Below are 20,106 nucleotides of genomic sequence, written 5' to 3'. Positions count from 1 at the left end.
GGTATTCCCCGGTTTTGATGTTTTTGCGCGCTTTGAGAACGTCTGACGAGAACTTTTTTGCGCCAGGGTTTACCAGCAACATCAAATTTCTCTCGCGACCCGGCGGCGGACATTCGTCCGTGCGTGCCGCACTTTGTTGAGGCGATCAAGCGTGGAACTTCATCTATCACTGGCCAAATTCGGCTAAGTTCCCGCTCGAAATCCGGCGTCCACAGGCAGCGCCGCGTAGGCGGTGGCCAGATGATAAGGCGTCGTTGACGGCATGTCCGTACGTGCAATTTCGCCGCTCGATGTCTTGCATTCGAACCAGCCGTGTTCATGCAAAAAGCATCGCTGAAAACGTGCGATCTGTTGCGGCAGCGCCGCGCGCACAACCGGATCGTCGTGACTGGCGAGCGCGCGCAGATATTCCGTCTGCGCCCAGATCCGCTGGGTCGCGTCGCTGACCTTGCCAGCCTCGTCGAGCGATGCGCACACGCCGCCGTTGTCCGGGTCCACACCATGCTGCTGCGCGAAGGTGAAGGCGCGCGCCAGCGCGTCGGTTAGCCCCGTGCCGTCGAGCAGCGCGCCCGCCTGCCTGACCAACCAGTACCACTCGAACTGATGTCCCGGCTCCAGGCGGTTGCCGCTCGCGCCGATCGGCAATTCGGCGATACAGCCGCTCGGCGCATGCACGAAGTGTCGCGCGACCGCGCCAGCGAGGCGGCGCAACGCGGCGCCGAAGACGTTGTCGCGCGTCGCCTCGCAGGCGGCGAGCCACGCTTCGGTCAGGTGCATCAGCGGATTCTGCAACGGCGTGGCGGTGACCTTCGAAAAGTCGAGGTTGAGCGCGGCGTTGAACAGATCGCCGTCGGCCGCGAAGTTCGACTGGATCAGCGCGGTCGTGCTGTGCACGAGCTTCAGCGCGTCGAGGTCGTCGGAGCGCCGCGCGTATTCCGCGCACGCGAACACGACGAACGCGTGCGTATAGAGGTCCTTGGTGGTGTCGAGCGGCAGGCCGAGCGCGTCGACGCTGTAGAACCATCCGCCGTGGTCGGCGTCCCGAAAGGAGCGGGTCAGCGAATCGAACAGCACGCGCGCGTGTTCCATGTCGCCCGCTTGTGCAAACGTGAACAGCTGCCGCGCGCATGCCATCGCCCGATAGCGTTGCGCGGGCAGCGGCTCGCCTCCGGTGGCGTCGAGCGCTTCGTAGGGCAGCTGCAACGCGTGATTGAAGCCGGGTCCGCGCCACATCGGCAGCACCACGTTCGCGAAGTGCTCGCGCAGCGCGGTCGCGGCGGTGGTCGTCGAAGCAGGGGGAGGGGGCGTGCTTGGCATCGTCGGTTGGTTCGGGCGCGCAACGCGCGCAGTGTGTCGAGGCAGCGTTCAGGGCGGCGGTTCAGGATTCCGCTCGCCGAGACTGCTGCGGTGTGCGGCCTAGCATAAAGCAAACGCCTCGCGCTGACAGCTTGGGTCAAGCATCCGAAATGCTCGACGCCGACGCGGGGCGACAGACGCATCAGGCGCGACAGATGCACGAGCCGCATGGAATGCGCAACGCGAGGCGCACTGAGCTGCCTCCGCCGCTCATTTCGGATAAGGAGGAACAACGATGCCCGGTAATCTCGAACTCATTTCCCGTCTCGTGCTGGCCGCGATGCTCGGCAGCGTGATCGGCTACGAGCGGGAGCGGTTGTCGTGGGCGGCGGGCTTGCGCACGCACATGTTGGTCTGCGTGGGCTCGGCGCTCATCATGATCGTGTCCGCGTAATTCGTGATGCAGCAAAGCGACGATGTGAACGAGTGCGACGAAGTGATCATCACGCTGCATCGCGTGTCGAATGCGCAATGCGAGTCGACCTGCGCTCGGCTTCGGCAATGGCAGGGCGTCCGGGAATTCCAGGGCGACGACGCGAGGTCGTGAAAGGCGCGAGGCGCGCGAAAGGGCGCAAATCGACGGGGAATGGCTTCGGCACGGGCGGAGCGCCATGCGACAATGCCGGCTCTAAATATTCCAATGGCAATGACAAGCGGCATCCGGCGCCCCGTTCCTGGCGACGACCGCTTTTTCCTCTATGGCAGATTCCGTAGCATCCCCGCAGTCCATGCCCCCGCGCGTCGCTTCGAAGAAGCAGCGCCAGGGCGCCGTCTCCACCGAAACCGAAAACAAGCTGGCGCGCGCGGCGCGCTCGGCGCAACGCCTCGCGCAACTGAGCGGCGTCGCGCGCGACGACAGCACGCTCGACCTGTTCCCCGACGATCCGACCCGCGCGACGCTCGAGGCGATGAACATCGACGTCCGCCAAGGCACGCTGCACGGCTTCGAACTGCCGGACGTGGTGCTGCAGGCGGTCGGCGTATTCGATGAACACGGGTTGCTCGACAAAACTGCGCGCCGCGCACCGCGTGCGGCGAAGCTGGATGCGCCGATGCCGGTGAACGGGCAGTTGAGCGGGTTTGACGTCGAGCCGGTGATGGCGGTTGCGGATGCGTCTGCAAACAAGCCCGCAAACGAGCCCGCGAACGGCGCCCCCGACGGCTCAGCGCCGAACGCCGCAGCAAACACCGACCACAAGCCCGCGGCAACGTCGCGTGAGCCATCCGCGCCGCCCAGTTCGGCGATGGCCGCCGCGACCGTCGCGCGCAGCGTGACCGCGTTGCGCCAGGCGGCCGAAGCGGAGTCGGCTGCGACGGCGGGCGCGGGCAAGCCACAGCAGCGTTTCGCCGCGACGTTCGCGAAAGCCGCGACGGCATCGCGCGATGCCGCAGCGGCTACCGCCCCGGCTTCCCTTGCAACGTCCGCTGCGACCGACGGCAGTAGCATGAGCCAGTCCGCCGACGAGCCCGCGACGCGTACGCAATCCGCCTCGCCAGAGGCCGTGACCACGAAACAGGACGACAAGCTCTCCGCCACCGCGCTGCTGACGACACCCCGGTCCTCGTCCGCAGACAACCACGCCGGATTCGCCACTTCCTCGCGTGACGCGCGCCGCACCGACGCGGCCGCCGCCGCGCTACGCTCGGAGCCGGAACTCGACCGCGCGCGTGCCACCGCGTTCGCCGATACGGTCGATGCGCTCTATGGCGTGATCGCCGATCAACGCCGCGCCGCGACCGATCATTCGCGGCGCGTGAAATGGATGCTGTCGATCGTGGTCGGTGCGCTGCTGGTGACAGTGGCGATCGGCATCGCGCAGACGCTGCTGCTGATGCGCCTCACGCGCGAGACGACGGCGCAGCAACACCGCATCGAACAGATGATGCAGAACCAGCAAGCGGCGATGGTGAGCCTGCTCGACGTGCATACGGCGACAGCGAACGCCGCCTCGGCGCCCGCCGCCACGACCCCCACCGCAGCGCCCCCCGCCGCGCCCCTACAGCCCAGCGCGACGCCGACGCGCGCGAGGCACGCTCCCGCTTCGCACCGGCGGCCGCCGAGTCACTAAATCGGGGACGTTGTCGCGATGCAACGCCTCCCGGCCCAATGACATCGCGGCAACCCGCCGCAGCGAAAATTTGCTGCAGTGCACTAGCTTTTCTCTAGGGAAAACCCCTATAATCACAACTAAGGGAAAACCCTAGCAACGCAGTCACTAACCGGGAGTCGCCATGAGCTACATCTTTGCACTGTTCCAACAGGTCAGCGACCTCTTTGCGTCGCCCCATCTGCCGCTGGATTCGGACTACTCGTACGCAGCGCGCGCCCGTGAAGCAGAGCGTCTGCGCCGCGCGCAGGCCACGCTGTTCGGCATCAAGCTGACGGACTAAAAACCAGCCGCACCTCCCGAGCGCGCGACAACGCGCCGGGGCGCGCACCTCGAGTGCGCTTCTCATTGAGCCACTATTCGCGAAATGCGGATCGTGGCTTTTTGTTTTTCGGGGCTCTCTTGTCGCAATGCACCATTGCGCGACGAGACAGACGTACCAGCGCCAGGCCTCCAGTGTCTGTCCGACTCCTTGCGAATTATTTCGGGGCCGAAATGAATGTAACCGGCTTTCACGCTGATTCAGCGAGTCGAATGAAGGCATTGCCCGTAAACCTTTGTTGAATGAAGCGCGAAAGCGACACCGCGCTTCCATCAACAGGCCCCATCTATGAAATGCTCGCTTACAAGTGCTAACGTCTTCGCGCGATTCGGGCCGCTAAAGTGAGTCTCAAGCGTACGGCGTCTGGTTCGGCTCACAAGCGAAGCGAATCGCACGATCCGAGCAAACACGGACGCTGGCCTGGAATAAAACTTTGACGGGAGGTCATTATGAAAAACTTTGGCAAGGCATCGCGCTCGCTGATCGCAACGCTGCTCGCGGGCGGCGCACTCGTCGCGGCTGGTAGCGCATTCGCGCAAGACCGCGTGATCGTCGAACACGGTCCGGCACCAGTCGTGTACGGCCAACCGCATATGATGCCGGTGGGCGTGTCGATCAACATCGGCTGGCACGGCGATCGTTACTGGGACGGCCACCGCTACTGGGAGCACGACGAGTGGATGCGCCATCATCCGCACGACTACGATCCGCACCACCGCGGCGACGATCACCGCACCCCGCCCCCGCGCTACTAAAGCGCGCCTGATGGCGTCGCAACAGGCGGCGTAAGTCCACGAAGCCGGTCTTCCCTCGAGGGGAAGGCCGGCTTCGTCGCATTTGGGCGTGCGAGTCCGACCGTGGTATTGCGCGTGCTGCGCTATGCTTCGGGGCTTTCATCGACGGCAGCGGGAGCGCGTGTGGACAAGACGACACAGGATGTAGCGATAGGGGTGGTGGGCACGGGACTGATGGGCGTCGGCATTGCGACGCAGGCCGCGTTGCATGGATACCGGACGATCGTTCACGACGTTGATCCAGCGCGACTCGCGAGCGTCGCGCCGAAAGCGCAAGCCGTGCTCGACGAACTGATCGACGCGGGCCGTATCGACGATGCTGCCAAACAGGCGGCGCTCGCGCGCATCGAAACCAATGCCCAACTCGATGCGATCGGGCAAGCGCGCTTCGTGATCGAGGCGATTCCCGAAGTGCTCGAACTCAAACACCGCCTCTACGCGACGCTGACCAGCCTGCTCGCCGATGATGCGATCCTCGCGAGCAACACCAGCGGCTTCCCGCCCGACCAGCTTGCCACCCCGCTGCGCGCGAAAGAACGCTTCGTGATCGCGCATTTCTGGAACCCGCCGCACATGATTCCGCTCGTCGAGGTCGTGCCGGGCACCGAGACCGCGCCCGAAGTCGTGCGGCAAACCGCCGGACTGATGAGCGCGATCGGCATGGAGCCGGTCGTGCTCGCGAAGGCGATTCCGGGCTTCGTCGGTAATCGGCTGCAGTTCGCGGTACTGCGCGAGGCGTTGCACATCGTGCGTTCGGGGGCAGCGACGCCCGAGGTCGTCGATCGCGTGATGAAAGCTTCGCTGGGACGTCGCTGGGGCATCGTCGGACCATTCGAGGGCGCGGACATGGGCGGACTCGACACGTTCGTCGACATCGCGTCGCATCTGATGCCGAAACTCGCGAAAGACGAGGACGTGATCGATCTGCTGCGCGCGCAGGTCGACGCGGGGCGTGTCGGCGTGCGCAGCGGCGCGGGGTTTCATGACTGGGATGAAGCGCGCATCGCGCGGGTAAAGGAAGGGCGCAAGTGCGTGATCGGGCGCGGCTAGTGCGGTATAAATAGCCGTTCCGTGCCTGGTACTCCGCCGCTTTTCGCGCTAACTGCCACACGCGTCGCAAGCGAACCTAAATCAACTCCAAGCCAACCCCAAGCCACTTCATGCCTCACTACTTCTACGATCCCGCCGCCGGTCACGGCCTGCCGCACGATCCTTTCAAGGCGATCGTCGCGCCGCGGCTGATCGGCTGGATTTCGTCGCGCGATGCCGAAGGCACGCTCAATCTCGCGCCATACAGCTTTTTCGGCGCGTTCGCGACCTTTCCGCCGATCATCGGTTTTAGCAGCGAGGGCCGCAAGGACAGCCTCGCCAACATCGAGGCGACCGGCGAATTCGTTTGGAATCTCGCCACCCGGCCGCTCGCGGAGCAGATGAACCGCTCGTCGGCGCCGGTCGCGCCGCAGGTCGACGAGTTCGCATTGGCCGGGCTCACGCCGGCGCCGGGCCGCAACGTGGCGGTGCCGCACGTGGCCGAATCGCCGGCGGCGCTCGAATGCAAGCTGCTGCAGATCGTGCGTCTGCATGATGTCGACGGCAAGCCGATGGACAACTATCTGTCGCTCGGCCAGGTGGTCGGCGTGCATATCGACGGCGCGTATCTGAAGGACGGCCTGTTCGATACGCACGCCGCGCAGCCGATCATGCGCGCGGGTTATCGCGCCGACTATGCGCAGATCGGCGAGATGTTCCAGATGATCCGGCCAACGGCCTGAACTGGCCCTCAGCGGCTTCCGCTGAGTAGCGGATCGCTCAGGGTGTCACCGGCGGCGGCTTGCGTGGGGACTGCGCGGACGTTATTGCCGCGGAGTCACTGTTGCCGCTCCCGCCCACGGGCGCATCCACTTCAACCTCGACGACCGCAGCCGCGACCGGCGCGGCCGCCGTGACTTCCGCCGCAATCGCCGCGGGCACCGGCTGGATCGGGCGCGCACGCGAGCTGACGAGCACCGCGCGCGGTTCATTGTCGTAAATCACGGCCCGCACGCGCGGATAAATCTCCCGCTCCCAGCGACGTCCGCTGAACACGCCGTAGTGGCCGACGCCCGTTTGCACGTGATGCGTCTTCAGATACGGCCGCAGACGATCGCACATGTCCTGCGCGGCGAGCGTCTGACCGACCGCGCAGATATCGTCCTTTTCACCTTCCACGGTCAGCAATGCGGTGCGGCGAATCTTCGACGGCTCCACCAGACGCCCCTCGACTTCGAGCGCGCGTAACGGCAGCGCATGCTGCTGGAACACGGTGTCGACGGTCTCCAGATAGAAGTCGGCGGTCAGATCCATCGTCGCGAAGTACTCTTCGTAGAACGTGCGAATCGTGTCGGCTTTCTGCGGATCGCCCTTGCCGCGCTCGTAGTACATCGTTTCGAACGAGTCGGCGTGGCGGCTCGGATTCATCGCCATGAACGCGGCCAGCTGCACGAAACCCGGATACACGCGACGCTGCGCGCCGGCAAACCCGAACGGCACCGCGCTGATCAGATTGCGCTCGAACCACTCGATCGGCCGGCTCCTGGCCAGTTCGTTGACGCGCGTTGGATTGATGCGCGTGTCGATCGGGCCGGCCATCAGCGTCATGCTGGCCGGCTGCGCGGGATGGTCGTCGGCGGCCATCAGCGCGACGGCGGCGAGCGCCGCGACGGTCGGTTGACAGACCGCGAGCAGATGCGTGCCGGACCCGATCGTCGCGGTGAAGTCGATCACGTGGCGCACGAATTCGTCGAAGCCGAAGCGGCCTTCGCCGAGCGGTACGTCGCGCGGGTTGTGCCAGTCGGTGATATAGACGTCGTGCTCGGTCAGCATCGTGCGCACGGTTGCGCGCAGCAGCGTCGCGAAGTGGCCCGACATTGGCGCGATCATCAGCACGCGCGGCTGCGGCGTTGAAAGCACGGCGTCCTTGCGAAAATGCAGCAGCGAGCAGAACGGCGTGCGCGCGACGACTTCCTCGACCACCGCGACCGGCTCGCCTTCGGTGACGACGCTATCGATGCCGAACGGCGGCCGTTTCGGCGTGAGTCCGCCGAGCATCAGAAGTTCGCACGTCGCGCGCAGCGAGCGTCCGTGCGGCGTAGCGGCGAATGCGGACCATGCATCGAGCGAACGGTTCGCCAGCGCCGCGCCGTGCCGCAGCGGTAGCAGCAGGTCGGCGCAGGCCTGATAGGCAGGATAGGCGAACAGATTCATACTTTCACTCGAATGCGCCAGAAAGACAGGAACTCGAATAAAAGCAAGTGGTGCGCCAGGCGCTGGCGCGCGTTGCCCTGTATCGCGTCATATCTGCGTGGGTCGGCATATCACTTGCATGCGTAGGCGAAATGGGCCGGCCTTGCCGCGTTTTGGTGCGCGCGCGCACCGCGGCGTGCATGGGTGCAGGCACGCGCGGCGCGATGCCCGATCTGGAGGACACACGTATGGGAAATACTACGCTCACGATAAGCAGCAGGAATTATTCGTCGTGGTCGCTGCGCGGCTGGCTGCTGACGAAGTTCAGCGGCTTGCCGTTCGAAGAAATCGTGGTGCCGATCGACGACCCCGCGACGCGCGCCGAACTACTGCTGCTGTCGCCGTCGATTCTGGTGCCATGCCTCGTACACGACGGCGTCAAGGTTTGGGACACGCTGTCGATCGCCGAATATCTGCACGAGCTGAAGCCGCAAGCCGCGCTGTTGCCGCACGAGATCCGCGCCCGCGCGCATTGCCGCTCTATCTGCGGCGAGATGCATTCGGGGTTTGCGTCGTTGCGTTCGGCGCTGCCGATGAACCTGAAGGCGCATTTCCCGGGCTTCAAGGTATGGGCGCGCGCGCAATCGGATATCGAGCGGATCGTGACGATCTGGCGTGAATGTCTGAAGGAGTACGGCGGCCCGTTCCTGTTCGGCGAGCGGACCGCCGCGGACGCGATGTACGCACCGGTGGTTACGCGTTTCGTGACCTATGACGTGCAACTCGATCCGGATATGGTCGAATACGGGCAGCGCATCATGGCGCTGCCCGAAATGCGCGAGTGGATCGCGCTCGCGCGTCAGGAGGTCGAGGAGATCGATGAACTGGACGTCGAGTTCTGAGCGCGGCGGCCGCCGTCCGCCGCCGTCCACATTAAGCAGATCCGTCAGCCGCGCTCGCCTTCGAGCTTGAACACGCTGACCAGCTGCGCGAGCCGCGCAGCTTGCTCGCGCAACTCGGCCGCCGCGGCTTGCGCATCGACGACGATCGTCGCATTCTGCTGCGTCGCCTCGCCGATCTGCGTGACCGCCAGGTTGACCTGCTCGATGCCGCCCGACTGCTCGCGCGACGCGACATTGATCTCGCTCATGATCGCGCGGACCTGACCGACCTGAGTGACGATTCCCTGCATCGTCGCGCTCGCTTCTTCGGCAATGCGAAAACCGCTGTCGACGTTCGCGCTCGACGCCGCGATCACCCCCTCGATCTCCTTCACCGCCGCCGCGCTGCGCTGCGCGAGCGCGCGCACTTCCGACGCGACGACCGCGAAGCCCTTGCCGTGCTCGCCCGCGCGCGCCGCTTCGACGGCCGCGTTCAACGCGAGGATGTTGGTCTGGAAGGCGATGCCCTCGATCACCGTCGTGATCTCGGCGATCTTCTGCGACGAGCGGCCGATCTCGCCCATCGTCGACACCACGCGCTCGACCGCGCGGCCGCCTTCGAGCGCGGCGTCGGCGGCGTGGGTGACGAGGGTGTTCGCTTCGGTCGCGTGATCGGCATTCTGCTGCACGGTCGACGTGATCTGCTCCATGCTCGCCGCGGTTTCTTCGAGGCTGCTCGCCTGGGTCGCGATGCGCATCGCGATGTCGCCGCTGCCGGTGGCGATCTTCTCGGTGCCCGCCGACATGTCGGCCGACGCGTTGCGCACCTGCGCGACGATGCGCGCGAGGCCTTCGCCGATGCCGTCGATCGCCAGCATCAGGCGGCCGATCTCGTCGGCGCGCGCGCGGCCGTGCTGCGCGACGCGCACGCTCAGATCGCCCGCGGCGAGACGCTCCGACGCACGCGCGGCTTCGTCGAGCGGACGGCTGACGAGCCGCCGCACCGCGACGAGGAACACGATCGCGAACAGGCCGACCAGCGCGAGGCCGAGCAGCAGGAAGGCGTTGCGGGTGCGCACGACCTCGGCCATCACTTCGTCGCGCGGCGCGACGCCGCCGACGAGCCACTGCCACTCCGGCACCGTGACGAACGACACGAACTTGTCGCGGGCGTCGCTCTCGCCGAGCGTCGAGTCGGCCGAGCGGTAGTCGAGCTCGCCCTGCTTCATGTCGAGCATGCGCTGATACGGCGCGTTGGCGTCGTCGGCTTTCTGGCCCGCGGCGGCCGGATGCACGAGCAGCTTGCCGCGCTCCGCGCCGCTCGACGCGTCGAGCACGAAGTAATAGCCGCCCGCGCCGATCTTCAGCGCGTGAATGCCGTCCTGGACCGACTGGATCTCCTTGTCCACGTCGACGCCGACGAACAGCGCGCCGATCACGCGGCCGCTCGCGTCGGCGATCGGCCGGTACTGCGTGATCATGCGCTTGCCGAACAGCATGGCGAGGCCGGTGTATGAGCGGTTCGCGAGCAGCGGCGCATACGCCGGCCCCTTGCGGTCGAGCAGCGTGCCGACCGCTCGGGTGCCGTCCTGCTTCTTCAGCGAGGTGGTCACGCGCACGAAGTCGTCGCCGCTGCGCGCAAACACGGTCGCGACCGCGCCGCTGCGTTCGAGGAACTGGTCGGGAATCGTGAAGTCGAGATTCAGCACCTTGCCGCCGGCCTTGAAAGTCGGCGTCGCGGTGCTCCCGATGTCGACTTTCTGCGTGTCGTCGAGCGAGAAGTCGGTGGGCAGGAAGCTCGCGAACAGCGCCATCGACCGATCGACTTCGGCCGACAGCGCCTTGTCGAACAGCTCGATCATCGCGGCGATCGAGCGGTCTTTTTCGGCGATGCGGGCGAGCACCTGGTCGCGCACCTGGTCGCCGGCGGCGCGCGCGAACGCCCACGCGAAGGTGCTGAAAATCAACGCGACCAGCACGCACGAGAGCACGGCAAGCCGCGCGCCGACGCTGGCGCGGCGCAAGAAGAGAGAGTTCATGGGCAGGCGCGAAAAGGGGACAGGCGACGCGCGGGGCGGGCATGGCCGCGAACGGCATCGATTTACTGGTTTACGGCTCGGGAGACGGCGGCTTTAGGGCGACTGAAAGCCGCCCGTAATGGGATGAAAGGGGCCACAACGGGCCCCCGAAAGAAGGACGAGGCGGAATGCGAAAGGTGTTGCTGCGTTGCTCAGCGCACCGGATCGACGGTTCGGCCGGGCGCGCTTCGCCACGTCCGCAGTAACAACGCATTGGTGACGACGCTGACGCTCGAAATCGCCATCGCCGCGCCCGCGAGCATCGGATTCAGCAAGCCGAACGCGGCCAGCGGAATGCCGATCAGGTTGTAGACGAATGCCCAGAACAGGTTCTGCTGGATCTTGCGCCAGGTTCTGCGGGAGATGTCGATCGCGTCGGCGACGAGCGCCGGGTCGCCGCGCATCAGCGTGATGCCGGCGGCGTGCATGGCGACGTCGGTGCCGCTGGCCATCGCGATGCCGATGTCGGCGGCGGCGAGCGCGGGCGCGTCGTTGATGCCGTCGCCCGCCATCGCGACGATGCCGGCGTGGCGCATCTTCAGGTCGCGGATCACGCGGGCCTTGTCGTCGGGCAGCACCTCGGCGTGGAATTCGTCGATGCCGAGCGCCCGCGCGACGCTCGCCGCACTGCCGCGGTTGTCGCCAGTCACGAGCACGCTGCGGATGCCCATCTGCGCGAGCCGCGCGACGGCCGCGCGCGCGGTCGGCTTCACCGTGTCGCGCGAACGCGATCAGCGCGAGCGCTTCGGGGGCGTGAGGCGCGCGCGTCATCAGCCACGACACCGTGTTGCCCGCCGCTTCGAGTGCCTGCGCGCGCGCGGCAAGCGCGGTCGGCAGCGCGAGGTCGAGCTCGCGCAGCCAGCGCGTGCTGCCGAGGGCGAGCGTGCGGCCGTCGACGTCGGCTTCGACGCCCCGGCCAGCGACGGCGCGAGCGGCGGTGGCGCTTGGCCCGCCCTTGTGTTCGCCGGCCATTTGCCCGAGCTGAGCCTCGTGCGCGCGCATCACCGCTCGCGCGAGCGGATGATCGCTATGCTGCTGCACCGCCGCCGCGAGCGCGAGCGCTTGGTCGCGGCTCAAGCCGCCGATCGGCTCGAACGCCGTTACCGATGGTTGGCCGAGCGTCAGCGTGCCGGTTTTGTCGAACGCGACAATCGACACGCGATGCGCGATTTCCAGCGCTTCCGCGTCCTTGATCAGCACGCCGTGGCGCGCGGCGACGCCGGTGCCGGCCATGATCGCGGCGGGCGTCGCGAGGCCGAGCGCGCACGGGCAGGCGATCACCAACACCGCGACCGCGTTCAGGATCGCGGTTTGCGCGCCCGCGGCGGCGAGCAGCCAGCCGATCAGCGTCAGCGCGGCGAGCGCGAGAATCGTCGGCACGAAGACTTCGCTGACGCGGTCGACGAGCCGCTGGATCGGCGCCTTCTCGGCCTGCGCGCTTTCGACGAGCCGGATGATGCGCGCCAGTGTGGTCTCCGCGCCGATCGCGGTGGTCGTCACCACGAGCGCGCCTTCGCCGTTGATCGAGCCGGCCGTGACGGCGTCGCCGGTCTGTTTCGGCACCGGTAGGCTTTCGCCGGTGATCAGCGCTTCGTCGATATGCGTGCGGCCTTCGAGCACCGCGCCGTCGACCGGTACGCGCTCGCCCGGCCGCACGATCACGACGGTGCCGACCCGCACCTGCGCGAGCGGCACCTCACGTTCGCCGGCGCCGTCGCGGATGCGCGCGCGCTCGGGGCGCAGCGCGTTGAGCGCGCGGATCGCGTCGGTGGTCTGGCGCTTGGCGCGCGCCTCGAGCCACTTGCCGAAGCGCACCAGCGTGATCACGACCGCCGATGCCTCGAAGTACAGATGCATCGTGTCGGCCGGATGCATCGCGAGTTCGTAGACGCTGATGCCGTACGCCGCCGATGTGCCGAGCGCGACCAGCAGGTCCATGTTGCCCGCGCCGGCGCGCACCGCGCGCCAGGCTGCGCGATAGAAGCGCGCGCCGAATATGAACTGCACGATCGACGCGAGCACGAATTGCAGCCAGGCTGGCAGCATCGCGTGGAGGCCGAACCATTCGCCGAACATCGGTGCGACGAGCGGCAGCGTCAGCAGCGCGGACGCAACGACGCTCGCGAGGTCGCGGCGGGTTTGAATCCGTTTGCGGTCGACGACGGGGGCGTGGGTCGTGTCGAGGATGTCGCTTTCGTCGCCGGACGCGGCGATAGCGGCCGTTGTCTCGGCTGGAGCGGCTGCAGCGGGCGGCGCGCTCAGCGTCGCTTCGTAGCCGGCTTTCCTGACGGCGGCGATCAGCGCGCCGCTATCGGCGGATGCGGTGCCTTGCGGATGAGCGGTGGCGGTTTCGGTCGCCAGATTGACCGACGCGCGCGCGACCCCAGGCACCTTCGCGAGCGCTTTTTCGACGCGCAACGCGCAGGCTGCGCAGCTCATGCCGCCAATCTCCAGTTCAATGGTTCCCGGCGTCGCGGCGGGTGTCGCGGTTTGCGTCGCGCTTGGCGCGGCAAGCTCGGCGTTCGCGACCGGCGTCGCTTCGTATCCGGCCTTGCGCACGGCATCGGCCAGTTGCTGAGGCCCGAGCGTCGCGTCGCTTTCCACGCGGGCGCGCTCGGTCGCGAGATTCACCGACGCGCGCGCCACTCCCGGCAGCCTGGTCAGTGCTTTTTCGACGCGGCTCGCGCACGACGCGCAAGTCATCCCGCCGATGTCGAGTTCGACGACGCGCGTGGGCGAAGAAGAAGCGGCAGCGTCGGCGGGACGCTGCGGGTTGGCAAGTGCGGTCATGGCAGGCGAGGCTCGTGGCGGCATTGGGCCGCATCGTGAATCCAGTATCGACCTTCCCATGACGGGAAGGTCAAGGCTGATTATGCGGCCGCCGTCAGAACGCCGGCGGCGCATCGAGCATCGCCTGTCCCACCGCCTTCTGTTGATCGCCGTCGCGCGCGAGCAGCGTTTGCGCGGCGCCGCGCCGGTCTTCGGCCGCCTTGTTCTGCCCGAGCTTCCATTTGCCGACGAGCCGCGTTACCTCGATCTCCATACCGACGATCGCGCCGAGCATCTGCGCGATGTAGTCGGCGGGCGCGTCGCCCATCTTCCATGGCACCGGCTCGCCGGCTTCCATCTCGCGCGTGAGTCGCGCGACGAGACCGCGCACGAACGATTCATCGTCATGCACCACGATCCTGCCATGTGCATGCACGACCATATAGTTGTAGGTCGGCACCTGCTTGTGCGTTTCGTGTTTGCTCGGATACCAGCTCGGGGAAATATAGGCGGCCGGCCCCTGGAAGATCACGAGCGCTTCGGGATGGGTCGCGGCTTCCTGCCAGACGGGGTTCGCCCGCGCGACGTGCGCGCGCAGCACCAGACGTGACGAATCCGCCGCATCCGCCTGCGCCTCGAACGGCAGATGATTCGCATCGAGCCCGTTGGGGCCGTGCGTAATCAGCGCGCCGAACGGGTGCTCGGCGATCAGGCGATGAAGAACCCCTGGACGGTTCTCTTCGAAATGGGCGGGCATGTACATTGAAGTATTCCGAATGCAGGAGGACGAAAGAGTGGAGGCGAACGGCCAGGCTGGCGGATCGACGAATGCGCGAATCAAAAAAGCATGGCGCGCTCGCGCGAGCCGTTGGCGCGGGAACATAATGTGACAGCGACGCCGATTGTCACATCGGTGACGCGCCTGCGCGCTGTCAGCCACAATTCCCTGCTTTGTGCTTGCCTGACTAGCAAGGATACGATACAACGCGATGTTGTCGGAATCGCAATCCGCGGACTCGCTGCGCAGTGTTTCGGGAGAACCGCGCATGCACCAGGCGCTGCACACCGGCATCCCCCATAGGACTGCACGTTCCGCACTCTGAACGAATGATAAAAAATCTCCGAGAACTGTTTTTGCTTCAACGAACCTGCGCGTCGCTCGCGGGTCTGGCACTGCTGGCCAGCTGTGCGTCGACCCCCATCGCGACGCAACAACGCACCGGCTGGATCAAGGACGAAGTCGCCGACTCCTACGTATTCGGCTATCCGCTCGTGCTGATGAGCGCCGCGCGCGATGCGGCGGTCGGCACCGAGCCGGGTCAGGCGCCGTTCAACACGCTGCGTCACGCGCAGGCGCTGCCGCCGATCGGCGCGACCAATCCGCCGCAGCCGAGCCTCGACACGCTCGACTCGACCGGCTGGCTCGACCTTGCCGCCGAGCCGGTGATCCTGGCGCTACCTGATTCGCATGGCCGTTATGTCGATGCGCGCGTGCTCGACATGTGGACCAACGTCGCGTGGTCGACCGGGCCGCAGTTCGCCGCGGGCACGGGCACCGTGAAGGGCTTGCGCGCGCAGACGATCGCGTTCGTCGCACCGGGCTGGAAGGGCGAGCTGCCGAAGGGCGCAAAGCGCGTCGAAGTGCCGACGCGCAACGCATGGATCAGCGTGCGCATCCAGTCGAACGGCGCGCACGATCTGAACGCGGTGCGCAAGCTGCAGCACGCGATCCGTCTGGAGCCGCTGAGCGTGTTCGTCGGCGACGCGGAGCCGGCGGTGCCGCCGCGCGGGTACGCAAGCGGCGTCGCGGGCCCGAGCGGCACGCCGGCGCAGCAGGTCGCCGCGCTCGACGCGAGCGGCTTCTTCGGCCGTCTCGCCGACGCGTTGCCTGACAATCCGCCGACACCGGCCGATCCGCACGCGCTCAAATTTCTCGCCGATCTCGGCGTGACGCCGGGCGATCCTGTGAAGCTGCCGAAGTCATCCGATGCGCTCGCGGCCGGTCTCGCCGACGGTCGCGATCGCGTCGCGACGCCGCCGTCGAATCTGCTGAGCGCGAACGGCTGGAGCTGGTTCGGCGATACCGTCGGCAACTACGGTCCCGACTATGGGTTGCGCGCGTATGCGGCGAGCACACAGTTGGGCCTCGGTACGAAGGACGACGAAGTACGCGCGTTCGTCACGCAGGACAGCGACGGCAACACGCTGAACGGCGCGAATCGCTATGTGATCCACTTCGCGGCGAACCAGCTGCCGCCCGTGCGCGGTTTCTGGACGATCACCGCGTATACGAAGGATGGCGCGCTGAGCGAGAACGCGCCGGCGCGGCTCGCGGTTGGCGATCGCAATGGCGCGCGCCGCAATCGCGATGGTTCGCTCGACGTGGTCGTGTCGTCGACGCGCAGCCGGACCGGTAACTGGCTGCCCGCACCGCGCGCGGACATGCAGCTGGTGCTACGCCTGTATGCGCCGAAGCCGCAAGCCACCGACGGCAGCTGGCAGCCGCCGCCGGTCGTGCGGCAATGATGTGAACGGCGCGCGGGCAAACCGCGCGCCGGCCGGTTTCGTTATCTGACGCTCGCGAAAATCTCGTTCGCGGGAAAGCCAGTCAGTCAGCAGCACGAATCGTCAAGGCGGGCCTGACATTCCTGTCTAACCATTGATTCACGCCTTATACTGCCGCTTGCGGGATCTCTGTTTTTCGCGGCGGGCTTGCCGCCGCATTCCTCCACATCGAGCATGGCAAGCCTCAATAAAGCATCGTTAGCCTTCTCCATACAGACCGTGCGCGCAGTCGCGCAGTCGCGCCGTACGCGACGGATTCTCGTCGGTCTGCTGATCTTCGTCGTCCTGTTCGGCCTGCTCGGTTTTTTCGCGGCGCCGCCGCTGATTCGCCACATCGCCAGCCAGCAACTGAGCAAGCAGCTCGACCGGCCGGCGTCGATCGGCCGCATCGCGCTCAATCCGTACACACTGCGTTTCGAGGCCGACAACGTGCATATCGGCGAGCGCGGCGGCGCGGGCGACTTCGTCGATATTTCGCGGCTCATCGTGAAGCCGTCGTGGAGTTCGCTGTTTCGCGGCGCGCCCATCGTCGACGAAGTGCAGGTCGATTCGCCGCGCTTTCATATCGTTCGCCTCGATGCGCAGCACTTCAATTTCAGCGACCTGATCGAGAAATTCGCGAATCAGCCGGCAAAACCGAATAGCAAGCCGACGCAGTTCTCCGTCTCCAACATTCGTGTCGAAAACGGCCAGATCAGGTTCGACGACCGGCTGCTCGGCACGAGCCACGTGATCGATCAATGGAAGCTGGGCATTCCGTTCATCGCGACGCTGCCGTCGAAGACCGATATCTTCGTCGAGCCGTTGCTGCGCGCGCGCATCGACGGCGACAGTCAGCTCGCGATCGACGGCAGGACCAAGCCGTTCGCGGCATCGCGCGAGTCGGAAGTGTCGCTGCGCTTCAGCGAGCTCGACGTGCCGAAGCTGGTGTCTTACGCGCCGTCGAAGCTGCCGGTGATCGTGCAGTCGGGCAAGCTGTCCACCGACCTGAAGCTGAACTTCGAGATGTCGAACGACACGCCGTCGCTGCGCGTCGCCGGCACCGTCGATCTGAACGACGTCAACGTGCAGGATCAGGGCAAGGCGCCGTTTTTCGCGGCGCGCGCCGTGCATGTGGCGGCGGCATCGCTCGAACCGTTGAAGAGCATCTATCACTTCGACGATATCCGCATCGACGCGCCGAGCGCGAGCCTCGCGCGCGACAAGGACGGCGTATTGAGCGTCGAGCATATGTTCGCGCCCGCGCCGGAAAAAACCACGGCAAAGGAAACCGCGGACGCGAATGCCAACGCCAAAACCGCCGCCGCCGAAAAGGCGGCCCCGCCGTTCGACGTCGCGATCAAACGTTTCACACTCAACGACGGCACCGTGAACGTACACGACGAAGCCGTGTCGCATCCGGTAGAAGCCGGGCTGCAAAACCTCGCGGTTACGCTGACCGATTTCTCGACGCTCGCGTCGGCGCCAGCGCACTACACGCTGAACACGAACCTGAAGAACATTGGCGGTTCGCTCGCCGCCGATGGCACGGTCGGCCTCGCGGCGAAGACGGCGAGCGCGAAGCTCGATCTGAAGTCGCTGAAGCTGCCGCCGTTGCAGCCGTATCTGGATACCGCGACGTCCGCGCAGGTGCTCGACGGCGCGTTGTCCGCGACGACGAATATCGACGCGAACTGGTCGAAGTCGCCGATGGCGCTGACGGTCGCGGACACGCAGCTGGACATGCAGGCGGTGAAGCTCGCGGCGCGCGGCGGCAAGACGCCGGTGATCTCGCTCGCGCAGGGCAACGTGGTAGTCAAACAGGTCGACGTCGCGGCGCGCACGGCCGACGTGACGAGCGTAGACGTAACCGGTCTCGCGGTCGACGCGCAGCGCCTGAAGGACGGCACCATCAATCTGGATGCGCTCGCGAGGGCGCATCAACAGGCGACGGAGCGCACGGCGATCCACGCGGCGAAACAAGCGCAGGCCGAAGGCCCCGCATGGCGCTACAAGATCGCCGAATTGACGCTCAAAGACGCGACCGCCGATTTCACCGACAACACGACGCCGCAGCCGGTCAAGCTGAGCTTTACGCCGGTGCAGCTGAAGGTGCGGCAGATCAGCGACGACTTGGGCCGTCCGCTGCCGGTCGACCTGCAGGCGACGTTGAACAAGAAGGGCACGCTCGCCGTGAAGGGCGACGTGACCGCGACGCCGCTAAAGCTGGCCGTCAAGATCAACGCGAACCAGCTCGACGCGGCCGCGTTCGAGCCGTACTTCGGCAGCAAGCTGAACGCGACGCTCGCAAGCGCGCTGCTGAACGCGAACGGCGATCTCGCGGTCACCCAGGCTAAGTCGCTGAAAGCGAACTTTCGCGGCGACATGGCGCTCGTCGCCGTGCGCATGCTCGACAAGGTGACGTCGGACCCGTTCGCGGGCTGGGGCTCGCTCGCGCTGTCGAACCTGAAGGCCGACTACGACGAGCACGGCACCGTGGTCGACGCGGGCCGCGTGACGTTCTCGAAGTTCTATGGCCGTGTACTGCTCGACGCGCAAGGCAAGCTGAATCTGAAGGATGTGGTCGCGCACGAGGGCGGTACGACGCAGTCGCTGACGCGCGACAAGAGCGGCTCGCACCCGGTTCCGCTGACACCCGAGGCGGTGTCTGAGGCAGTCGCGGCGTCGGCGCCGGTCGCGGCATCTGCTGCAACGCCCGGCAAGCCTGCCGCCACGGCCGTCGCCAGCGCCACGGCCGCGACGCCGCCAGCAAACCCGGTCAAGATGCACGTCGGGCAACTGGTGTTGCAGCAGGGCCGCGTGACCTATACCGACAACTTCGTCAAGCCGAACTACACGGCGAACCTTGTCGCCATTCAGGGCACGATCGGCGCGTTCGGTACGGAATCGACGACGCCCGCGCCGGTCGACGTGGCCGCGAAGCTCGCGGCCAACGGTCCGCTGACGATCCGCGGCACCATCAATCCGCTGATCGCGAAACCGGCGCTCGATCTGACCGCGAGCGCGCACGACATCGAGCTGACCAACCTGACGCCGTATTCGGCGAAATACGCGGGCTATCCGATCACGAAGGGCAAGCTCAACGTCGATCTGCATTACAAGCTCGAGAACGACCAGCTGAACGCGAACAACCACCTGTTCATCGATCAACTGACGTTCGGCGATCACATCGACAACGACACCGCGACCAAACTGCCGGTGCGTTTCGCGATCTCGCTGCTGAAGAACTCGCGCGGCGAGATCGACGTGAACCTGCCAGTGTCGGGCTCGTTGTCGAACCCCGAGTTCAGCATCGGCGGGCTGATCTGGCATGCGGTGCTCAATCTGCTCGAAAAGGCGGTGACCGCGCCGTTCTCGCTGATCGCGCACGCGTTCGGCGGCAATGGTGAGGACCTCGGTTACGTCGAATTCGAGGCCGGCTCGGCGACGCTCACCGATGCCGACAAGCAGAAACTCGACACGATCGTGAAGGCGCTCACCGACAAGCCGTCGATCCGCATGGACCTGATCGGACGCGTCGATCCGAAGGTCGACGAGCCGGCGCTGCGCACGCAGTACGTCGATCAGATGGTCAAGCGGCAGAAGATCAAGGACACGGTGGGTAATGGTGAGAGCGTCGATCCGTCGACGGTCACGGTCGATCAGAAAGAGTACGACAAATATCTGACCAAGGCCTACAAGTCCTCCGACTTCAAGAAGCCGCACAACTTCATCGGCATGACGAAGACGCTGCCCGACGACGACATGAAGAGCGCGCTCGCGGCCAACGCGCCGATCGACGACGCGAGCTTGCGGCAACTCGCGCAGCGGCGCGCGCAGAGTGTGCAGCAGTACCTGCAAGGCAAGATCGACAGCAGCCGCGTGTTTATCGTCGCGCCGAAGATGAATGCCGACGACATCAAGGACAAGGGTGCGACGACGCGGGTCGATTTCGGCTTGAAGTGATGGAGGAGTCGCGGCGCGGCGCGCGAGCCGTGGCGTTCAGCGAGCCGATAAAAAAAAGCCCGACCT

General features: G+C 66.2%; 12 protein-coding genes and 2 pseudogenes. 9 read left to right on the top strand and 5 right to left on the bottom strand.

The window, feature by feature from the left end:
• Nucleotides 1–183 precede the first annotated feature (183 nt).
• Complete coding sequence (locus OKW27_RS07715; RefSeq protein WP_429333101.1) at nucleotides 184–1,317, bottom strand: AGE family epimerase/isomerase; 1,134 nt, start codon at nucleotides 1,315–1,317, stop codon at nucleotides 184–186.
• A 274-nt stretch (nucleotides 1,318–1,591) separates the two neighbouring features.
• Here OKW27_RS07715 and OKW27_RS07710 point away from each other — a divergent pair.
• The 6 genes and pseudogenes from OKW27_RS07710 to OKW27_RS07685 all read left to right on the top strand — a co-directional run.
• A pseudogene (locus tag OKW27_RS07710) lies at nucleotides 1,592–1,747 on the top strand (MgtC/SapB family protein); the annotation flags it as partial.
• Between the two features lie 307 nt (nucleotides 1,748–2,054).
• Nucleotides 2,055–3,425 (top strand): hypothetical protein, encoded by a 1,371-nt coding sequence (locus OKW27_RS07705; protein WP_429333100.1) that lies wholly within the window; start codon nucleotides 2,055–2,057, stop codon nucleotides 3,423–3,425.
• A 163-nt stretch (nucleotides 3,426–3,588) separates the two neighbouring features.
• Nucleotides 3,589–3,747, top strand: coding sequence for a hypothetical protein (locus tag OKW27_RS07700; RefSeq protein ID WP_167368734.1), 159 nt, complete (start codon nucleotides 3,589–3,591; stop codon nucleotides 3,745–3,747).
• Nucleotides 3,748–4,235: 488 nt separating this feature from the next.
• A complete protein-coding gene (locus tag OKW27_RS07695; protein WP_090808246.1) occupies nucleotides 4,236–4,541 on the top strand; it encodes a hypothetical protein in 306 nt (101 codons plus the stop codon).
• A 213-nt stretch (nucleotides 4,542–4,754) separates the two neighbouring features.
• On the top strand, nucleotides 4,755–5,630 hold the full coding sequence (locus OKW27_RS07690; RefSeq protein ID WP_429334566.1) for a 3-hydroxyacyl-CoA dehydrogenase family protein: 876 nt from the start codon (nucleotides 4,755–4,757) through the stop codon (nucleotides 5,628–5,630).
• A gap of 110 nt (nucleotides 5,631–5,740) precedes the next feature.
• A complete protein-coding gene (locus OKW27_RS07685; RefSeq protein WP_429333099.1) occupies nucleotides 5,741–6,352 on the top strand; it encodes a flavin reductase family protein in 612 nt (203 codons plus the stop codon).
• A 37-nt stretch (nucleotides 6,353–6,389) separates the two neighbouring features.
• Here OKW27_RS07685 and OKW27_RS07680 read toward each other — a convergent pair whose 3' ends face one another.
• Nucleotides 6,390–7,823: a polyhydroxyalkanoate depolymerase gene (locus tag OKW27_RS07680; protein ID WP_429333098.1), complete on the bottom strand. Its 1,434-nt coding sequence runs from the start codon at nucleotides 7,821–7,823 to the stop codon at nucleotides 6,390–6,392.
• 227 nt (nucleotides 7,824–8,050) lie between these two features.
• On the opposite strand from OKW27_RS07680, the gene OKW27_RS07675 reads away from it, so the two are divergent.
• Complete coding sequence (locus OKW27_RS07675) at nucleotides 8,051–8,704, top strand: glutathione S-transferase family protein (RefSeq protein ID WP_090810346.1); 654 nt, start codon at nucleotides 8,051–8,053, stop codon at nucleotides 8,702–8,704.
• 44 nt (nucleotides 8,705–8,748) lie between these two features.
• Here the strand turns inward: OKW27_RS07675 and OKW27_RS07670 are convergent, their stop codons facing one another.
• From OKW27_RS07670 to OKW27_RS07660, 3 genes and pseudogenes are all read right to left on the bottom strand, one after another.
• Nucleotides 8,749–10,722, bottom strand: coding sequence for a methyl-accepting chemotaxis protein (locus tag OKW27_RS07670; protein WP_429333097.1), 1,974 nt, complete (start codon nucleotides 10,720–10,722; stop codon nucleotides 8,749–8,751).
• Between the two features lie 191 nt (nucleotides 10,723–10,913).
• Nucleotides 10,914–13,551 (bottom strand): annotated as a pseudogene (locus OKW27_RS07665) (heavy metal translocating P-type ATPase).
• A 94-nt stretch (nucleotides 13,552–13,645) separates the two neighbouring features.
• Nucleotides 13,646–14,293 (bottom strand): FMN-binding negative transcriptional regulator, encoded by a 648-nt coding sequence (locus tag OKW27_RS07660; RefSeq protein ID WP_429333096.1) that lies wholly within the window; start codon nucleotides 14,291–14,293, stop codon nucleotides 13,646–13,648.
• A gap of 344 nt (nucleotides 14,294–14,637) precedes the next feature.
• On the opposite strand from OKW27_RS07660, the gene OKW27_RS07655 reads away from it, so the two are divergent.
• Nucleotides 14,638–16,056, top strand: coding sequence for a DUF1254 domain-containing protein (locus tag OKW27_RS07655; protein ID WP_429333095.1), 1,419 nt, complete (start codon nucleotides 14,638–14,640; stop codon nucleotides 16,054–16,056).
• Nucleotides 16,057–16,269: 213 nt separating this feature from the next.
• Nucleotides 16,270–20,040: a DUF748 domain-containing protein gene (locus OKW27_RS07650; protein ID WP_429333094.1), complete on the top strand. Its 3,771-nt coding sequence runs from the start codon at nucleotides 16,270–16,272 to the stop codon at nucleotides 20,038–20,040.
• Nucleotides 20,041–20,106: the final 66 nt, after the last annotated feature.

The organism is Paraburkholderia sp. 35.1, assembly GCF_050436525.1.
Lineage (GTDB): Bacteria > Pseudomonadota > Gammaproteobacteria > Burkholderiales > Burkholderiaceae > Paraburkholderia > Paraburkholderia tuberum.
This window is presented reverse-complemented; position numbering and strand designations above follow the sequence as displayed.